Annotated in this window: 17 protein-coding genes; 5 read left to right on the plus strand and 12 right to left on the minus strand. The window is 61.4% G+C overall.

From position 1 onward, the window contains the following. Positions 1-108 precede the first annotated feature (108 nt). Both MHH62_RS07730 and MHH62_RS07735 read left to right on the plus strand, forming a co-directional pair. Complete coding sequence (locus MHH62_RS07730; RefSeq protein ID WP_019821403.1) at positions 109-498, plus strand: hypothetical protein; 390 nt, start codon at positions 109-111, stop codon at positions 496-498. Between the two features lie 117 nt (positions 499-615). Continuing rightward, positions 616-978, plus strand: coding sequence for an Mpo1-like protein (locus MHH62_RS07735; protein ID WP_003189844.1), 363 nt, complete (start codon positions 616-618; stop codon positions 976-978). Between the two features lie 9 nt (positions 979-987). On the opposite strand, the gene MHH62_RS07740 is transcribed toward MHH62_RS07735, so the two are convergent. The 3 genes from MHH62_RS07740 to MHH62_RS07750 all read right to left on the minus strand — a co-directional run bounded on the left by MHH62_RS07740 (position 988) and on the right by MHH62_RS07750 (position 2,957). Further along, on the minus strand, positions 988-1,785 hold the full coding sequence (locus tag MHH62_RS07740) for a thioesterase family protein (RefSeq protein WP_339232770.1): 798 nt from the start codon (positions 1,783-1,785) through the stop codon (positions 988-990). Positions 1,786-1,874: 89 nt separating this feature from the next. Beyond that, entirely contained in the window at positions 1,875-2,636 is a 762-nt protein-coding gene (locus MHH62_RS07745; RefSeq protein WP_339232771.1) for a CHAD domain-containing protein, read from the minus strand. A gap of 42 nt (positions 2,637-2,678) precedes the next feature. Beyond that, a complete protein-coding gene (locus tag MHH62_RS07750) occupies positions 2,679-2,957 on the minus strand; it encodes a hypothetical protein (RefSeq protein ID WP_003189839.1) in 279 nt (92 codons plus the stop codon). Positions 2,958-3,173: 216 nt separating this feature from the next. Between MHH62_RS07750 and MHH62_RS07755 the strand changes: the two genes are divergently transcribed. Further along, the gene (locus MHH62_RS07755) at positions 3,174-4,211 is read left to right on the plus strand and encodes a patatin-like phospholipase family protein (RefSeq protein ID WP_003189836.1); all 1,038 of its coding nucleotides are present in this window, start codon (positions 3,174-3,176) and stop codon (positions 4,209-4,211) included. Between the two features lie 115 nt (positions 4,212-4,326). Here MHH62_RS07755 and MHH62_RS07760 read toward each other — a convergent pair whose 3' ends face one another. From MHH62_RS07760 to kdpF, 6 genes are all read right to left on the minus strand, one after another. After that, complete coding sequence (locus tag MHH62_RS07760; RefSeq protein ID WP_014717644.1) at positions 4,327-5,016, minus strand: response regulator; 690 nt, start codon at positions 5,014-5,016, stop codon at positions 4,327-4,329. 154 nt (positions 5,017-5,170) lie between these two features. Then, on the minus strand, positions 5,171-7,813 hold the full coding sequence (locus tag MHH62_RS07765; protein WP_339232772.1) for a sensor histidine kinase KdpD: 2,643 nt from the start codon (positions 7,811-7,813) through the stop codon (positions 5,171-5,173). A 127-nt stretch (positions 7,814-7,940) separates the two neighbouring features. Continuing rightward, positions 7,941-8,486 carry a potassium-transporting ATPase subunit KdpC gene (gene kdpC, locus MHH62_RS07770; protein WP_019821394.1) on the minus strand — a complete coding sequence of 182 codons (546 nt, stop codon included), beginning with the start codon at positions 8,484-8,486 and terminating at the stop codon, positions 7,941-7,943. 92 nt (positions 8,487-8,578) lie between these two features. Further along, positions 8,579-10,636 carry a potassium-transporting ATPase subunit KdpB gene (kdpB, locus tag MHH62_RS07775; RefSeq protein WP_339232773.1) on the minus strand — a complete coding sequence of 686 codons (2,058 nt, stop codon included), beginning with the start codon at positions 10,634-10,636 and terminating at the stop codon, positions 8,579-8,581. Positions 10,637-10,651: 15 nt separating this feature from the next. Then, positions 10,652-12,346, minus strand: a complete 1,695-nt coding sequence (gene kdpA, locus MHH62_RS07780; protein ID WP_197882922.1) for a potassium-transporting ATPase subunit KdpA — start codon at positions 12,344-12,346, stop codon at positions 10,652-10,654. 8 nt (positions 12,347-12,354) lie between these two features. Continuing rightward, positions 12,355-12,444, minus strand: coding sequence for a K(+)-transporting ATPase subunit F (gene kdpF, locus MHH62_RS07785; RefSeq protein WP_003218754.1), 90 nt, complete (start codon positions 12,442-12,444; stop codon positions 12,355-12,357). Between the two features lie 412 nt (positions 12,445-12,856). Here kdpF and eat point away from each other — a divergent pair, with 412 nt between their 5' ends. Beyond that, positions 12,857-14,221, plus strand: a complete 1,365-nt coding sequence (gene eat, locus MHH62_RS07790) for an ethanolamine permease (RefSeq protein WP_060767576.1) — start codon at positions 12,857-12,859, stop codon at positions 14,219-14,221. A 111-nt stretch (positions 14,222-14,332) separates the two neighbouring features. Further along, the gene (locus MHH62_RS07795; RefSeq protein WP_003172675.1) at positions 14,333-14,500 is read left to right on the plus strand and encodes a DUF2897 family protein; all 168 of its coding nucleotides are present in this window, start codon (positions 14,333-14,335) and stop codon (positions 14,498-14,500) included. 8 nt (positions 14,501-14,508) lie between these two features. Here MHH62_RS07795 and MHH62_RS07800 read toward each other — a convergent pair whose 3' ends face one another. From MHH62_RS07800 to MHH62_RS07810, 3 genes are all read right to left on the minus strand, one after another. Further along, the gene (locus tag MHH62_RS07800; RefSeq protein WP_014717638.1) at positions 14,509-15,357 is read right to left on the minus strand and encodes a DUF1989 domain-containing protein; all 849 of its coding nucleotides are present in this window, start codon (positions 15,355-15,357) and stop codon (positions 14,509-14,511) included. 14 nt (positions 15,358-15,371) lie between these two features. After that, on the minus strand, positions 15,372-16,016 hold the full coding sequence (locus tag MHH62_RS07805; protein ID WP_339232774.1) for a GntR family transcriptional regulator: 645 nt from the start codon (positions 16,014-16,016) through the stop codon (positions 15,372-15,374). Between the two features lie 143 nt (positions 16,017-16,159). Beyond that, positions 16,160-16,492 (minus strand): ComEA family DNA-binding protein, encoded by a 333-nt coding sequence (locus tag MHH62_RS07810; RefSeq protein ID WP_072434417.1) that lies wholly within the window; start codon positions 16,490-16,492, stop codon positions 16,160-16,162. Between the last annotated feature and the right edge of the window lie 55 nt (positions 16,493-16,547).

The following is a 16,547-nucleotide window of genomic DNA, read 5'->3' on the forward strand; positions in this document are numbered from 1 at the left end:
TCATATTGGCTATCAAACACCTGGAAAGAGAGGCGACGGAGGAGCCAAAAGAGGCCATATACTGCTCCAACTGGTTCCTGTCAGCCGGTCCAGAATAGGTGTCCCCTGATGAGTTACCTGGAAGACGAAATAGACGAAGCCTGTAATGCGCTGAACCTCGACGCTGGAAAGCTTGATTCGAGCGAACTCAACTTGTTGATAAGCTCTCTGACGAGAAAATTCTTCAAAGCGCAGAGCAATGTGCTTGATCCCATCGAACTGAACGAGAAAAGCACCGAACACAACCCTGACTTTTGGAAGGAGATGCCGCATCGCATTAGCGGGAATGGCCTGGTTCTGCTGGTATTTGACTCAGCGTATAGCGCCTGGAGAATGGAAAACGCTCGAGTGCTAGCCTCTGTGTTAGCCGAAACCACCGGATATCCGTTTTGGATAACCGATAAAGAGCTGACGTTCTTGGTACATATGGATGATCATGACTGTGTCATTTGGGCATGAGGGTCACTCCGCCTAAATTGCAGCCTATGACCCCCATAGCCAGCCCCAATTCGCCACCCTGCCCACCTCGACCTAAACTCTGTTCAAGTTGTTTCAACGGACAGAGGATTCACCACCATGGGCAAACGTCACCCCAACCTCCCCGCCTGGCAATGGCGTCAGTACCCACAGAACCATCAGCACCCAACCAACCTGGCGTTGCACCTGATTGCCGTGCCGCTGTTTATCGTCGGTTTCCTACTGATCGTGTCGGGCGTGTTCAGCCTGAGCCTGGCCAGCTTCGCGGTCGGTGTGATTGGCATTGTCGCGGGCCTGGCGTTGCAGCGTCACGGCCATAGCCTGGAAGCCCAGGCCAGTGAGCCGTTCAGTGATCGCAAAGATGCGGTGCAGCGCCTGGTGGTCGAGCAGTTCGTGACCTTCCCGCGCTTTGTGCTCAGCGGTGGCTGGTGGCGCGCCTGGCGGCAGCGGCACCACCACTGACCGGCGGGTTCAGGCGAACACCACCACGGTCTGGCGGCTGAGGGCGATCAACTCGCCGGTCGGGCTCCACAAGGCAGCGGCAGCGTGGCCATAGCCGTCGCGGGCGTGTTCGATGTTGACGTGGTACTGGCACCAGTCGAGCGTAGTCAGGTCTTGCAACGGCTGGATGAACTCGATGGTCCAGGTCAGAGTGCTGCCCGGCGCGGGCTTTTTCAGGTGTGGCAGCAACGCCGGTGGCCAGGCGTCGACCAAGGCGAGGATATGCGCCTCGGTCAGTGGCTCCTCTTTCACATCCCCCCGCAACCGTACCCAGCCGCCCATGTCGCGGGATTTATTGCCGGTAAACGGCAGGCCACCGACACTCCAACGCATTGCCAAATGACGCATGAATTCGGGGGTAACGCCCTTGATATAGGGCAGTTCCTGGCACTCATCCCAGTGTTTGAATAGCGGTGGTGGCTCACTCGCCACATCAATCTCGGAGAGGCGAGAGGCGCCAAAACTGGCCTGGACCAGGGTCGCCACTTCACCGTTCTGCACCACGCGCCCCAGCAACTGGCTGACCGCCTTGCCTTCGCGCAGCACTTCGACCTGATAACTGGCGGGTACATCCGGCGCTACCGGGCCGACAAAAGTGATGGCCAGCGAGCGCAGCGGTCGGTCCGCCGGCACCTGGGCGCGCAACGCCTCGTATTGCAAGGCAGCGACTAGGCCGCCAAAGGTGGCCCGGCCCTGGGCCCATTCGGCAGGGATGGTGACATCCAGCGGATTGCTACGGGCAGCGTCGAGCAAATCACTAAAGCGCATGGCGACCTCACATCAAGAAAATCCTAGAGGAATCTTAACCATCGAATTGCACAGGCACAGCGCCCATTCCGGCCAAAAGCCGGACCGGTTTAAAAACACTCGGCGCTGAGCGTGTCCAGCACACGGTCGGCCTTGCCTTGCGCCTTGAGCATGGTGCGCTGCCACACTGCTACGCAGGGTTGCAGGTCTGGCTCATGGCCGGCCTGGGCCAGCCACTGCCAACAGTCATGCCAGTTACCCAGCGCACTCTGGGCCTTCTTCAAGTGCGACAGGGCGTTGGTGGGTAATTTGTCCAGCTCGGGATACGCCTCGGCGGCATAGCGCACACGTTTGATCAGCAACCGTAGCCGGTGGCGGTCATGATCGGGGTCCTTCAAGGCGCCATCGAGTGCCTGCCATTGCTTGGCCAGGCGTTTCTGGATACGCGGGCGCAAGCCCTTGAGCAGTTTCTGGTGCTGGGATGCGCGGATAAACCGTGGGAACGCATCCAGGATCAGCAGCAAGTGCGCCAGCTCCGGGCTTTGCGCCACCTGGCGATAAGCCTCGGGCTGCAGACGCAGGCGTCGATCAGCCGCGTCGTGATAACCGTGCTGATGCAAATACGCCGCCAGCACCTCTCGGTCGCGTAGCGGCGTAGTCAGTTGGCCAACCGTGCTGGCGGCCAATTCAAGCTGTTCGACACCGGGCAGCCCGCGCAAAGGGCGCAACAGGCTGCGCAGGCGCCGCACAGTGGTGCGCAAATCATGCAAGGCTTCATCGTCAGTGACGGCGGCGAGGCGAGCCTGGCAGCTCAGTAACCCTACTTCCAGGTCAATGACCTGAGCGACTAACTGATTGACCAACGCTGACATCCTGCCCTCACTTTCCGATGAAAAATCCTGGCCGCCGCTGGGTCATCGCCCGGCGCGAGACTCACGAATGTAGAACCGCGCCTTTTCGGCTTTGTTGGAGCACCCCTCGAACGCTTCAAACTGCTGCTGAGTCTTGGCGCCAGTCAACAGCGACAACGCCTTGGAGTAGCTGACAGTGCCGGCAAAACCTTCGGCCTTGGCCAGGTCCAGTTCTTTCCAGGCGGCGTCCAATTGCGAGCCACAGCTGTCGCGATACGCGGTTTTCCCGGCACAACCAGCCAAGGCCAGCACGATCACAGGCACACAGATCCAGGCTTTCATTGATGACACCTCAAATATACAAATTCAGTCGTAGCCTGTAGACGTTGCCTACAGGGAAAAGTGCCTTGTCCTTAGCCTGAAATCGGTAGTACCTATTGCCAGAGCATACCCGAGCCTGATCGCCAGCCTGGAAAAATCTTGCGCGCTGTCAGCAAGGATTGAAGCAGGCCCCTTGATGGGTGCATTGTGGGCCCCTGTTTTGCGAAGGATCTGGCCATGAAGAAACGTGTTGCCTTAGTGCTGGGCTCCGGTGGTGCCAGGGGCTACGCCCATATCGGGGTGATCGAGGAAATCGAACGACGCGGCTATGACATCGCCTGTATCGCCGGCTGTTCCATGGGCGCCGTGGTGGGTGGGATCTACGCTGCCGGCAAGCTCGACGAGTACCGCAACTGGATCGAAAGCCTGGACTACCTCGACGTATTGCGCCTGGTAGATGTGAGCTTTCGCCTGGGAGCGATTCGCGGTGAGAAGGTGTTCGGGCAAATCCGCAAGATTGTCGGCGATATCAATATCGAGGAGCTGCGCATCCCCTACACCGCCGTCGCCACCGACCTCACCAACCAACAGGAGATCTGGTTCCAGGAAGGCTGCCTGCACCAGGCCATGCGCGCCTCGGCGGCCATCCCCAGCCTATTCACCCCGGTGATGCAGGGCAATCGCATGCTGGTGGACGGCGGCCTGCTCAACCCGCTGCCCATCGTGCCGGTGGTGTCGAGCCACTGTGACTTGATCATTGCGGTCAACCTCAACGCCACCAACCAGAAGCACTATCAATTGCCGGTGATCCAGCGCCCGCCAGCGTTCAAGAGCCGCTTCAACAGCCTGGCCAAGTCACTGGGTTCGCACCTGCCGTTTCGCCGCAAACAGGCCGAGCAGTTGATGAAACTGGAACAAGAAGCCTTGCAGGCCCAGGCCGCCGAAATCAACCCGTGGCTGGAGTCTGCCGAACCCGAAGCCCAGCAACCCGCCGCGGCGCCGGAGAAAGCTGGCGCACCGAAGTCGGCGACCGGCTCGTTCATCATCGACAACGTCGGGCCTGCATCGCTGTTGGACCTGATCAACCAGAGTTTCGAGGTGATGCAAACCTCCTTGGCGCAATACAAGATCGCTGGGTATCCGCCCGATGTGCTGATCAACGTGCCGAAGCGGGTGTGCCGTTTTTTCGAGTTCTATAAAGCGCCGGAGTTGATCGCTTTGGGGCGGGAGATTGCCAGTGATACGTTGGATCGGTATGAAAGTGAACAGAGTTGAGCGTGTGGGTGTTGCGGATGGCCTCATCGCGGGCAAGCCCGGCTCCCACAGGGGCATGCATTTCAACTGTGGGAGCTGGCTTGCCTGCGATGGCGCCAGCGCAGGCACCACAGATTCAGGCACCTAGCAACCGATACCCCACCCCCGCCTCAGTCACGATAAACCGTGGCCGGGTCGGGTCATCCGCCAGCTTCTGGCGCAGGTGCCCCACCACGATACGCAGGTAGTGGCTGTCCTCAGTATGAGTTGGCCCCCAGATGTCCTTGAGCAATTGCTGTTGGGTAATCACCCGCCCCGGATGGCGTGCCAACTGCGCCAGCACTGCGTATTCCTTGCGGGTCAGCGCCACTTCGGCACCGTCCAGCAAAACGCGGCGATAGGCCAGGTCGACCGTCAGCGGGCCAAAACTCAAGGCGGCTTCCTGGGCCTCTCCGGCCGGTGCCTGGCGCAACAGCGCACGCACACGGGCAAGAAACTCCTGGATGCCGAACGGTTTGGTCACGTAGTCATTGGCGCCACCGTCGAGGGCCTCGACCTTCTGACCTTCGCTGGCCCGCACCGACAGCACCAGCACCGGCACCGTGGACCATTCGCGAAACTCGCGCAGCACCTGTTGGCCGTCCATGTCGGGCAGGCCCAGGTCGAGTACCAGCAGATCCGGTTTGCTCAAGGCCGCTTGGGCCAGGCCTTCGTTGCCGGTGCCGGCTTCGATTACCTTATAGCCTTGGGAAGCCAGGCTGATGCGCAGGAATTTGCGGATCTGCGGTTCGTCATCAATGACAAGAATCGTCGCGGTCTGGCTCATGGTGTCTCATTAAAACCCATTAAAAAAATCACCCTCTGTAGGAGCGAGCTTGCTCGCGAAAAACCTCTAGGCACCGCGTGCATTCAGGACGTCATCATTATCGTTAACGACCTTCGCGAGCAAGAACCAGGCGTCCCCCTCGCTCCTACGAGTTTTATTCCAGGGCAGGCTGTGTCGGCAATGGCAGAAACAAGGTGATGCAGGTGCCTCGCCCGTCAATACCATCGGCCACGCTGATATGCCCGCCGTGCGCGCCGACCATGCCCTGGCAGATCGCCAAGCCGAGGCCGGTGCCCTGCCCGCCTCGATCCCCGCGGGCAGCGGTGTAGAACATGTCGAAAATCTTCGCCCGCTCCTCCTCGGGAATCCCCGGCCCTTCATCCGCCACGGCAAAAAACAACTGCTCATTCTGCACGCCCGCGCGCAACTGCAAGCGGCCCTGGGGCGGCGAAAACCGTGCGGCGTTTTCCAGCACATTGACCAGGGCCTGCTCAATCAACGCCGCATGCACATACAACAAAGGCAGCTCCGGCGGCACATCGGTGCTCACCTGCAACGGCGCCAGCACGGCGCGCAATCGCCCAAGGGCACTGCCGACAATATCGCCGGGCGACACCCAATCGCGTGCCAGTTTCAGCGCACCGTGGCCCAGACGTGTCATGTCCAGCAGGTTCTGGATATAACGGTCGAGGCGCTCGGCTTCATCACGGGTGCCTTCGAGCAATTCGCGGCGATCCTCCAGCGGGATGGCTTCACCCAGGGCCAGCAGGCTGTCAATGCTGCCGCGCATGGACGTCAATGGCGTGCGCAAGTCGTGGGACACCGACGCGAGCAAAGCGCTGCGCAGTTGTTCGGTTTCGCCGTGCAGGCGCGCCGATTCCAGCTCCTGCCCCAGTTGTGCCCGCGCCAGCGCCTGGGCCAGCGGTTGGCTCAACGCGGTGAGTAAGCGACGACGTTGCCCGCTCAATTCCAGGCCAGGCTTGGCACTGACACCCAGCAACCCCAAGGGCCCCTCTTCACCCGATAGCGGCCACCACCACCAACGCCCAAACGGCAAGGTGCCGGTGCCCATGCCGGCCGGCTGATCATGCTGCCAGGCCCAGTCGGCGGCGGCGCGTTCTGCTTCGGTGAGGGTCAACGGGCCACCGGTCTCGACCTTCCAGCCGCCCTGCCCGTCGCGATTGACCAGGCACAGGTCGAGGTCGTTCCAACCTTGCAGATGGTGGGCGGCGGCACTGATGACAGCTTGGCGATCGGTGGCAGCGGTGAGCTTGCGCGACAGGTCGAGCAGCTCGCTGGTTTCTTCCTGGGTATCGCGCAACGCCTGCAACTGGCGGCGCTGGCGTGCGGCGAGGTTGCCGGTCAACGCTGCCATCAACAGGAAGAACAACAGGGTCAGCACGTCTTCTTCGCGCTGGATGGCGAAGGAAAAATTCGGCGGAATAAACAGAAAATCGTAAGTCAAAAACGACAGTGCCGCACACACCAGGGACGGCCCCAGGCTGCTGCGCACCGCCACCAACAGCACGGCGGCAAGAAACACCAGCGAGATGTTCGGCAGCGCCAACGCACTGGATACGGCCCAAGCCACTGCGGCAGCGACAAAGGTGGCCACCACCGCCAGGGTGTAATCGAACCACACCAACCCGCGTACCTCCGGCAGGCGTGGCGGTGCAGGCATGTCATCGCTGTCGAGGACGTTGATTTCCAAGCCGCGGGCATTGCGCAACAGGCGTGCCGCCAAGCCGCCACCGAACAGGCGCCGCCGCCAGCGCATCCGTGACTGCCCTACCAGCACTAAACTGGCACGGCGTTCGGCGGCGTGCTGGATCAGGGTCTTGGCCACTTCCCCGGCGCGCAGCAACACCACTTCCCCGCCCAGCCGCTCTGCCAGTTGCTGGGCGTTTTGCAGGCGCAGGCGCGATTGCTCATCCCGCGCACGGCCGTTGTCGATGTGCACCAGGCTCCAGGGCAAATGCCGACGCTGGGCCACGCGGCTGGCATGGCGCACCAGGCGTTCGGCTTGGGCATCGCCATCCACACCGACCAACAGGCGCCCACGCACTGCCGGCGCGGCCTGACCGAGTTGGCGATAGCCCTGGGCCAGGTCATCGTCGACGTGGGCGGCGGCAGTTTGCATAGCCAGCTCGCGCAGGGCCATGAGGTTGGTCTGGGTGAAAAACGCATCGATGGCCGCACGCGCCTGTTCGGGCACATATACCTTGCCGTCACGCAAGCGCTCGAGCAGCTCGCGAGACGGCAGGTCGATCAGCAACAGTTCGTCGGCCTCTTGCAGCACCCAGTCCGGCAGGGTTTCGCGCACGTGCACGCCGGTGATGCCGCGCACTTGGTCGTTGAGGCTTTCCAGGTGCTGGACGTTGACCGTGGTGAACACGTTGATGCCAGCGGCGAGCAGTTCCTGAATGTCTTGCCAGCGCTTTTCATGACGGCTGCCGGGGGCGTTGCTGTGGGCCAGTTCGTCCACCAGCACCAGCTTGGGCTTGGCGGCGAGCAGGCCGTCGAGGTCCATTTCTTCGAGCATCACGCCACGGTATTCGCTGCGCAACAGCGGTTGTTGCGGCAGGCCGCTGAGCAAGGCTTCGGTCTCGGCGCGGCCATGGGTTTCGACCACCCCGGCGATCAGGCGCACGCCCTGGCGCAGTTGGGTGTGAGCCGCCTGGAGCATGGCGTAGGTCTTGCCCACGCCGGGCGCGGCGCCGAGGAAGACTTTGAGCCGGCCACGGCCGTCCCGGGGTAGATCGGCTAACAGGGCATCGGCGCGGCCGGCGTCGCTCATGCTCGGGGGTTCCTTCAGGTATTGATGGAGAGTCTTCAAGGCCGCCATCGCGGGCAAGCCCGGCTCACACAGTGGAATGCATTCCAAATGTGGGAGCCGGGCTTGCCCGCGATGGCGGTCGCAAGGCTTACAACGTTTCCAAAGCCATGTTCAGGGCCAGGACATTTACGACGGGCGGGCCAACCAACGGGCTTTCGATGTGCTCATCCAGCAACCGCTGCAAGGTCGACACCGGCACATTTCGCGCCGCCGCCACTCGCGCCAGTTGATAGGCAATCGCCTGCGGTGGCAAGTGTGGATCAAGGCCGCTGCCGGAGGTTGTCAGCGAGGCCAGTGGCACCGGGCCCTGGCCAGGCACTGACTGCTTGCTGGCGTCCTCGAATATGCGAGTCGCCAAGGCCGGATTGCTGGGGCCCAGGTTACTGGCACTGCTGGACACTGTGGCAAAAGCACCGGCTGACGGGCGTGGGTGAAACCAGCTGTCGCCGGTAAAGTCCTGGGCGATCAGGCTGGAGCCACGCACCTTGCCGCTGGCGTCGCGCACCAGGCTGCCATTGGCTTGATCGGGGAAGGCCACTTGGGCCACGCCAGTGACTACCAGCGGGTAGGCCACGCCGGTGATCAGGGTCATGAGTACCAGCAAGCTCAGGGCTGGGCGGATGATGTTGGACATTTGAGACTCCTCAATTCAGTGGTGCGGTGGGACGCGGAGCGTCCGGGGCGGCGGCGTTCCCACGCGGAGCGTGGGAACGATCAGCGGCCAGGTCAAACCAGGTGCAGCGCGGTCAGTAGCATGTCGATGGCCTTGATGCCCACGAACGGTACCAACAGCCCGCCCAGCCCGTAGATCAGCAGATTGCGCCGCAACAACGCCGCCGCACTCGCCGCCTGCACGCGCACACCGCGCAGGGCCAATGGGATCAGCACCACGATAATCAGCGCGTTGAACACGATGGCCGAGAGGATCGCGCTCTGTGGGCTCTGCAAGTGCATGATGTTGAGCACGCCCAGTTGCGGGTAGATCGAGGCGAACAGCGCCGGCAGGATCGCGAAGTACTTGGCCACGTCGTTGGCGATGGAAAAGGTCGTCAGCGCGCCACGGGTCACCAGCAGTTCCTTGCCGATCTGCACCACGTCCAGCAGCTTGGTCGGGTCGCTGTCGAGGTCGACCATGTTGGCGGCTTCGCGCGCGGCCTGGGTGCCGTCGTTCATCGCCATGCCGACGTCAGCCTGGGCCAGCGCCGGGGCATCGTTGGCGCCATCGCCACACATGGCAACCAGGCGTCCATCGTTCTGCTCATGGCGAATACGCGCGAGTTTCTTCTCTGGCGTGGCTTCGGCCAGCACATCGTCCACCCCCGCTTCAGCGGCAATCGCGGCGGCGGTCAGCGGGTTGTCGCCTGTGACCATCACGGTACGAATCCCCAGCTTGCGCAACTCGGCAAACCGTTCGCGGATACCGGGCTTGACCACGTCCTTGAGATGGATCGCCCCCAGCAACTTGCCATCGGCGCACACCAGCAAGGGCGTGCCGCCGCTCTGGGCGATCTTGTCGATTTCCCGCGACAGCGCAGGCAGCAGGTCGCTGCGTTGCTGGCCGATAAACGCCAGCAGCGAGTCCACCGCGCCTTTACGGAACACATGGCCCTGATAGTCGACACCGGACAAACGGGTCTCGGCGCTGAAGGGCACGGCGGTCAACGCCTCCAGGCTCGGCTCGGCCTGGGGGTGCAAGGCGCGCAGGTATTCAACGATGGACTTGCCTTCCGCCGTGTCATCCGCCAGGGACGCCAGCAGCGCGCCTTCGGCCAATTCGCGGCCACTGACGCCAGGCGCGGACACCACGGCCGAGCAACGACGGTTACCAAAGGTGATGGTGCCGGTCTTGTCTAGCAGCAACACATGCACATCCCCCGCCGCTTCCACCGCGCGGCCAGACTTGGCGATCACGTTGAGACGCACCAGGCGGTCCATGCCGGCAATGCCAATGGCCGACAACAAGCCGCCAATGGTGGTAGGAATCAGCGTCACCAGCAGTGCGACCAGGAACACCAAAGGCAAGCTGCCATTGGCAAAGTGGGCGAACGGCTGCAGGGTCACCACCACCAGCAGAAAGATCAGGGTCAGTCCGATCAGCAGAATATCCAGCGCGACTTCGTTGGGGGTTTTCTGGCGTTTGGCGCCTTCCACCAGCGCGATCATGCGGTCCAGGGTGGACTCGCCCGGGTTGGCGGTGATGCGGATGAGCAGCCAGTCCGACACCAGCCGCGTGTTGCCGGTGACGGCCGAACGGTCGCCGCCAGACTCGCGGATCACCGGGGCGGATTCGCCGGTAATCGCCGCTTCGTTGACCGCCGCAATCCCTTCGACGACCTCGCCGTCACCGGGGATCATTTCCCCGGCGGCAACACGTACCACATCGCCCTTGCGCAGGCTGGTGGCCGGCACCACCTTGAAGCTGCCATCGGCTTCCTGGCGTCGGGCGCTCAAGCCTTCGCTGCCAGCCTTGAGGCTGTCGGCGCGGGCCTTGCCGCGGCCTTCGGCCAGGGCTTCGGCGAAGTTGGCGAACAGCACGGTGAACCACAGCCACACCGCGATTTGCACCGCAACAAAGGTGGGCACGGTGGTATCGGGCACGAAGCACAACACGGTGGTGAGGATGGCGGTCAGTTCGACCACCAGCATCACTGGCGAGCGTTGCAGTTGGCGTGGGTCGAGCTTGACGAACGCCTGGACCAGCGCCGGACGCCAGAGAGCCGAGATGGCGGTTTTGGCAGGCTCCTGGGGTTTGACCGGGGCCGCGTTTTTTGCAGGCATATTCATTTTCATATCCCTTAACTAGAAGCCCATGCTCAAGTGTTCAGCGATGGGGCCCAACGCCAGCGTCGGCAGGAAAGTCAGGCCGCCCACCAACAAAATGGTCACGGTCAACAAGGTCACGAACAGCGCGCCATGGGTGGGGAAGCTGTTCTGGCCAATCGGCGCGGTCTTCTTCATCGCCAGGCTGCCGGCCAGGGCCAGTACCGGGAGGATGTAGCCAAAGCGGCCGATCAACATGCCCAGGCCCAGCATCAGGTTATGGAACGGGGTGTTGGCGCCGAGGCCGGCAAACGCCGAACCGTTGTTGGCACTGGCCGAGGTGTAGGCGTACAGCAATTGGCTGAAGCCGTGGGGGCCTGGGTTACTGATGGCGCCTGCCGGGCCGGGCAAGCTGGCGGCGATGGCACTCAACACCAATACGCCGACCGGCATCACCAGCAGGGTCACCACCAGCAATTGCACTTCCTTGGCCTGGAGTTTCTTGCCCAGGTATTCCGGGGTGCGGCCGATCATCAGGCCGGCGAGGAACACCGCGATCAACACGTTAAGCAACATGCCGTACATCCCGGCACCGACACCGCCGAAGATCACTTCGCCGACCATCATGTTGACCAATGCCACCATCCCGCTCAGCGGGCTGAGGCTGTCCTGCATACCGTTGACCGAACCGTTGGAGGCCGCGGTAGTGGTCACCGACCACAGCACGGTACCGGTGGTGCCGAAGCGTATTTCCTTGCCTTCCAACGGTGCGGTTTGCTCCACCGCCGGGTTGTTCAGGGTTGGATTGGGCTGGTACTCGGACCACAGCGACGTCGCGCCGCCGATCAAGAACAACGCCAGCATGCACGCGAGGATCGCCCGGCTCTGGCGCAGGTCCTTGACGTAATGGCCGAAGGTAAACACCAGTGCCACCGGGATCAGAATGATCGAGGCCACTTCAAACAGGTTGGCCCAGGCTGTCGGGTCTTCAAACGGATGCGCCGAGTTCACGCCGAAGAAGCCACCGCCGTTGGTGCCCAGTTGCTTGATCGCAATCTGGCTGGCGGCCGGCCCCAGGGGAATCACCTGATCCACGCCTTGCAGCGTGACCGCATCAACATAGTGGGCGAAGGTTTGCGGTACGCCCTGCCACACCAGAAACAGCGCGAGCACCAGGCACAACGGCAGCAGGCCGTAGAGGGTGGCGCGGGTCATGTCGACCCAGAAGTTGCCCAGGGTCTGGGCAGATTTGCGCCCGATCCCACGGCACAAGGCGACCAGGACGGCGAGACCGGTCGCCGCACTGACGAAGTTCTGCACGGTCAGGCCGGCCATCTGGCTCAGGTAGCTGAGAGACGCCTCACCGCTGTAGTTCTGCCAGTTGGTATTGGTCATGAAACTGACGGCGGTATTAAACGCCAAGGTCCATTCCTGGCCCGGCAGGTTTTGCGGGTTCAGCGGGAGGGAGCCTTGAAACAACAGAATAGAGAACAGCAGCAGGAAGCCTGCGAGGTTGAATGCGAGCAAGGCCAGCATGTACTTCTGCCAGCTTTGTTCCTGCTGTGCGTCCACACCCGACAGGCGATAACAGGCGTTTTCCACCGGCCCCAGCACCGGGCTGAGCCAGGTGCGCTGGCCCTCCATCACCTTGTAGTAGAACCGCCCCAGGAACGGAGCCGGCACCAGTACCACGGCAAAGAAGGCGATGATCAGCCAATAGTCATAACTGTGCATAGCCGCTCCTAGTTCCGATCCGCGCGTAACAGCGCAACCAGCAGATAAATGAACAGCGCCACGGCCAATAGCAGTGACACTCCGTCCAGAACGCTCATGGAAATTTCCCCGTCTTGCGGCGATTGCCGCGTGTGGGGGCATTGTCCGCAGGAGCGGTGTAAAGGAACGAGAGCGAGGCGCAGGGTGGGGCGTAAAGATGGCGTAAAGAGTGGGTTTACGCGGGGTTTACAGCGGGATTTGCAGTGGCTGGGAGGGCCTCTTCGCGGGCAAGCCAGGCTCCCACATTCGACTGCGTTCTTTCAGTTAACACTCGGTCAAGTGTGGGAGCGGGCTTGCCCGCGAAAGCGCCCGCCAAGTCACCACCGCACTTATGTGGTGCAACTCATGCCACATTCAAACGCCAAACCGTCCCCCCGGCGACATAGGCACTGCTTTACGACATAGTTCTGAGGCTTGGCATAACCACTGCAACACCTTGAATCATTCCAAACGGTTCAGGGAGCACCCACAATGAACACACAACTCAAACCCACCTTGGGCACCCTGCACCTATGGGGCATCGCCGTCGGGCTGGTGATCTCCGGCGAATATTTCGGCTGGAGCTATGGCTGGGGCGTCGCCGGGACCTTAGGGTTTCTGGTGACATCATTAATGGTCGCCGCGATGTACACCTGCTTTATCTTCAGCTTCACCGAACTGACCACTGCGATTCCCCACGCCGGAGGCCCCTTTGCCTACAGCCGTCGCGCCTTCGGTGAGAAAGGCGGCTTGATTGCCGGCCTGGCCACTTTGATCGAATTCGTCTTCGCCCCGCCCGCGATTGCCCTGGCCATTGGCGCGTACCTGAACGTGCAATTCCCGGCACTCGACCCCAAGCACGCCGCCGTCGGTGCATATATCGTGTTCATGGGCCTGAATATCCTCGGGGTGAAACTTGCCGCCACCTTTGAGTTGGTGGTCTGCGTGCTGGCCGTCGCCGAACTGCTGGTATTCATGGGCGTAGTCGCCCCGGCGTTCAGCTTCAGCAATTTTGCCCTCAATGGCTGGGCCGGTTCCGACACCTTCAGTGCCCCGGCGATTGCCGGTATGTTTGCCGCCATCCCCTTCGCGATCTGGTTCTTCCTCGCCATCGAAGGCGCGGCCATGGCCGCCGAAGAAGCCAAGGACCCCAAGCGCACCATTCCGAAGGCCTACATCAGCGGCATCCTCACCCTGGTGATCCTGGCCATGGGCGTGATGTTCTTCGCTGGCGGGGTGGGTGACTGGCGCACCCTCTCGAACATCAACGACCCACTGCCCCAGGCGATGAAAACCGTGGTGGGTGACAGCTCCGGCTGGTTGCACATGCTGGTATGGATTGGCCTGTTCGGCCTGGTGGCAAGCTTCCACGGCATCATCCTCGGCTACTCGCGCCAGTTCTTCGCCCTGGCCCGTGCCGGTTACCTGCCGTCTTTCCTGGCCAAACTCTCACGTTTCCAGACACCGCACCGGGCCATCCTCGCCGGCGGCGTGGTGGGCATCGCCGCCATCTACAGCGACGGCCTGATCAACCTGGGCGGCATGACCCTGACCGCCGCGATGATCACCATGGCGGTGTTCGGTGCCATCGTCATGTACATCATGAGCATGCTCAGCCTGTTCAAACTGCGTATGACCGAGCCACTACTGGAACGCACCTTCCGCGCGCCGGGCTACCCCATCGTGCCGGGCATTGCGCTGGCGCTAGCGGTGGTATGCCTGGTGGCGATGGCCTGGTTCAATGCCTTGATCGGGCTGATCTTCCTGGGCTTTATGGCGGTGGGCTTTATCTACTTCCAGATGACCGCACAAGACCGCATCGATGCGCCGGCGGATGCAATGTTGACCGGACAGTAGCGCCTATGAGGCAGAACGGGCCTACACTGAACTACTCAGAAAGCCCGTCACTCAAAGCAGTGATTACCGTGGGAAAATTCTCCCACGAACCTCTGCCTCAAGGAGCGTCTTATGCCGTGGTATGCATGGTTGATTATGGTAGTAGCGATCGGGTCGATCGTCGGTGGCCTGATGATGCTGCGTGACAGCGCCAACAAGGTGGAACTCACCGACGAACAACGTAAACGCGTAGCCGAGCGCAATGCGCAGGCAGATGCCAAGGATGCGCAGGATCGCTAAATCTTGCGTTACTCCCAATCCGCCTTGGCAATATGCAAGCCGTGCTGCCCCTTGTAGGCAGCACGTTCCGGTTGGCTCCAGCCATTGAGCAACTCATCCTCCAACCGGTAGATCTCCACCCCCAACGGACGGCACACCGTCAGCGGATCCTGCGCATCCGGCCCCCACATCGGCAGCGACAAATCCCCGCCAGGGCACGTCGACAACGCACAGAGCAGATCAATCTCGGCAAAAAACTCCAGGTAATCGCCCTTCTTCGCCGGACAGGCTTTCATAAAGTACATGTCATCCTGATTGAGCCCGGTGCACTGGAAAATATTCAACACGTCATGCACATCGAACTCCGTCAGCCCATGGGGCAATACCGCACGGGTCAGGTTCGAGTGGCAATGGTGATGAAAGTCCTCCCCGGTCAACATACGGTTCACATAGGGGTCGCATCGCGTGCCCAACAAATCGTGCAAACGCCCACCGTGCTCATCAATGCCGTAGCTGGCCAGGCTGTCATCGGTGATCGTGACCAAGGGCCGTAGAAAAGGCAGGTTCGACCACAACCGATCATGAGTGCTGACATGGGCGCCTTGAAGCTGCCGGGTGCGCGCGGCCCACAAACGTTCGCGTGGGTCGTTAGCGTTCCAGACATTGAAATCCCCCACCTGCGGCCCCACCGGCGTGGTCACACGAAACACATGCCCCGCCGGCACCTTCCACGCCCTCCCCGTGCGGATCGGCACCTCGAACTGTTCGATCAACGTGCGCTGGGTTTTCTGATCACGAATGCGCTCATAGAACGCCGTATCCACCTGCAACGCCGAACCTTTGCTGACCTGGTACGCGGCGGGATAGTCTTTGTACATGGGGCACTCCTCCATCAAGGTTGATCAAACAAAGCAAGAGAAAGGTGTTCCGAGTCATCCAGGTACAGACTCATCGCCTCGCTGGCGGCCTGGGTTTGGTTGCGGGTTAGCAGTGTGTATATCTCATGGTCACGCTCCAGCCAGGGTGATTGGAAACGTTGCTCGTCAGGCGCGGCGCAGAACGCCAGGCGCAACTGGGCAATCACCTGGGCGAAGAACTCGTCGAACAACGGGCTGCCCATCAACGCGACGATCTGCTGGTGGAACATAAGACTGTGAGTGGCCACGGCTCGCCAATCTTCGCGCTCCCGGGCTAGGGTGGTGGCGTCGATGGCGTTTTGCATATGTGTCGATTGAGCGTCCGTCAGCGGGCCGCTTTGGGCTATGGCCTGCAATTCCAGGGTGCGGCGGACGACGAAGAGGTCGCGTACTTCTGCTCGCTCCAAGCGCCGAACCATGACGCCCTTGTTGCGGACATAGCGAGTCAGGCCCTCCTGGCCGAGACGATGCAGCGTCTCGCGAATTGTATTGCGTGATGCGTTGTAGGCCTTGACCAGATCGACCTCAATCAACGGCATGCCTGGTAACAGCCGGCCGCCGATGATGTCGGCGCGCAGTTCCAGAGCGATCTGGTCGGCTAAAGATAAAGTGAGTGGCATTGTTACCTCGAGATTGTTGAACAATCACTGAGGAAGAGGTAACCACGTTTCGTGCCAATGCTGCGTCAGTGAGGAAATCGCAAGGTCGGTTAGTTAAAGGAAAGGCCGGTGTATGACCGGCCCTCCGCGCTGTTTTCAGATCCTCAATTAATAACCAGCCTGTCGCGATTCTTTTCCAGCAATGCCTTGCCGATGCCTTTCACTTCCAGTAACTCATCCACCGCCGTGAACGGGCCGTTGCTCTCGCGATAGGCGATGATTGCCTTCGCCTTGGAAGCACCAATGCCGAACAGATCGCGGCGCAGGGTTTCGGCGTCGGCAGCGTTGAGGTTGACCTTGGTGGATTGCTCGGTTTTGGTCATTTGGGTGGAGATCGGGGTTGGGGGTTCTGGCTTGATAGACGGCGCGGCGGTGGTGGCGATGGAGAGGCTGGTGAGGAAGGCGAAAATTAGGGAGGAAATGTAGAGGTTTTGCATTGGTGACGCTCCATGACATCGGTAAGAGAAAAGCAGCTTTTCCGAAGCTGCTTTT

The organism is Pseudomonas sp. FSL L8-0168, assembly GCF_037976155.1.
In the GTDB taxonomy this organism is placed as follows: domain Bacteria; phylum Pseudomonadota; class Gammaproteobacteria; order Pseudomonadales; family Pseudomonadaceae; genus Aquipseudomonas; species Aquipseudomonas paracarnis.

Excerpts from the sequence above, each read along its gene's own strand:
- MHH62_RS07730 (WP_019821403.1), top strand. The coding sequence starts at position 109 with ATGAGTTACCTGGAAGACGAAATAGACGAAGCCTGTAATGCGCTGAAC.
- MHH62_RS07735 (WP_003189844.1), top strand. The coding sequence starts at position 616 with ATGGGCAAACGTCACCCCAACCTCCCCGCCTGGCAATGGCGTCAGTAC.
- MHH62_RS07740 (WP_339232770.1), bottom strand. The coding sequence starts at position 1,785 with ATGCGCTTTAGTGATTTGCTCGACGCTGCCCGTAGCAATCCGCTGGAT.
- MHH62_RS07745 (WP_339232771.1), bottom strand. The coding sequence starts at position 2,636 with ATGTCAGCGTTGGTCAATCAGTTAGTCGCTCAGGTCATTGACCTGGAA.
- MHH62_RS07750 (WP_003189839.1), bottom strand. The coding sequence starts at position 2,957 with ATGAAAGCCTGGATCTGTGTGCCTGTGATCGTGCTGGCCTTGGCTGGT.
- MHH62_RS07755 (WP_003189836.1), top strand. The coding sequence starts at position 3,174 with ATGAAGAAACGTGTTGCCTTAGTGCTGGGCTCCGGTGGTGCCAGGGGC.
- MHH62_RS07760 (WP_014717644.1), bottom strand. The coding sequence starts at position 5,016 with ATGAGCCAGACCGCGACGATTCTTGTCATTGATGACGAACCGCAGATC.
- MHH62_RS07765 (WP_339232772.1), bottom strand. The coding sequence starts at position 7,813 with ATGAGCGACGCCGGCCGCGCCGATGCCCTGTTAGCCGATCTACCCCGG.
- kdpC (WP_019821394.1), bottom strand. The coding sequence starts at position 8,486 with ATGTCCAACATCATCCGCCCAGCCCTGAGCTTGCTGGTACTCATGACC.
- kdpB (WP_339232773.1), bottom strand. The coding sequence starts at position 10,636 with ATGAATATGCCTGCAAAAAACGCGGCCCCGGTCAAACCCCAGGAGCCT.
- kdpA (WP_197882922.1), bottom strand. The coding sequence starts at position 12,346 with ATGCACAGTTATGACTATTGGCTGATCATCGCCTTCTTTGCCGTGGTA.
- kdpF (WP_003218754.1), bottom strand. The coding sequence starts at position 12,444 with ATGAGCGTTCTGGACGGAGTGTCACTGCTATTGGCCGTGGCGCTGTTC.
- eat (WP_060767576.1), top strand. The coding sequence starts at position 12,857 with ATGAACACACAACTCAAACCCACCTTGGGCACCCTGCACCTATGGGGC.
- MHH62_RS07795 (WP_003172675.1), top strand. The coding sequence starts at position 14,333 with ATGCCGTGGTATGCATGGTTGATTATGGTAGTAGCGATCGGGTCGATC.
- MHH62_RS07800 (WP_014717638.1), bottom strand. The coding sequence starts at position 15,357 with ATGTACAAAGACTATCCCGCCGCGTACCAGGTCAGCAAAGGTTCGGCG.
- MHH62_RS07805 (WP_339232774.1), bottom strand. The coding sequence starts at position 16,016 with ATGCCACTCACTTTATCTTTAGCCGACCAGATCGCTCTGGAACTGCGC.
- MHH62_RS07810 (WP_072434417.1), bottom strand. The coding sequence starts at position 16,492 with ATGCAAAACCTCTACATTTCCTCCCTAATTTTCGCCTTCCTCACCAGC.